Below are 359 nucleotides of genomic sequence, written 5' to 3'. Positions count from 1 at the left end.
TTGAGGTCGTAGTTGCAGATCACGATGTGCTTCGCCTGGTCGACATTGAGCACCGGCATGCCGTAGATCGGTGTGCCCTCAGCCTCACGGGCGGCAGGATTGAGGACATCATTGGCTCCGATCACGACCACAAGGTCGGTGTCCTTAAAGTCGTCATTGATCCGCTCCATCTCGAAGAGGTCATCGTAGGGCACGTCAGCCTCGGCGAGGAGGACATTCATATGACCCGGCATACGACCGGCAACGGGGTGGATGGCAAAGCGAACCTCTGCGCCATTGCGGCGAAGAGTGTCAGCGAGCTGCTTCACCTGATGCTGTGCCTGCGCAAGCGCCATACCGTAGCCGGGGACGATGATCAC

The 359-nt window shown here is 59.1% G+C and carries 1 protein-coding gene; it reads right to left on the bottom strand.

Annotated elements, in window-relative coordinates; translation table 11 throughout:
- Positions 1–359 (bottom strand): NAD(P)(+) transhydrogenase (Re/Si-specific) subunit beta (locus HMPREF2890_RS09410; RefSeq protein ID WP_246825254.1); only part of this gene is annotated, 359 nt, incomplete at both ends.

The organism is Porphyromonas sp. HMSC065F10, assembly GCF_001808555.1.
In the GTDB taxonomy this organism is placed as follows: Bacteria; Bacteroidota; Bacteroidia; order Bacteroidales; family Porphyromonadaceae; genus Porphyromonas_A.
This window is presented reverse-complemented; position numbering and strand designations above follow the sequence as displayed.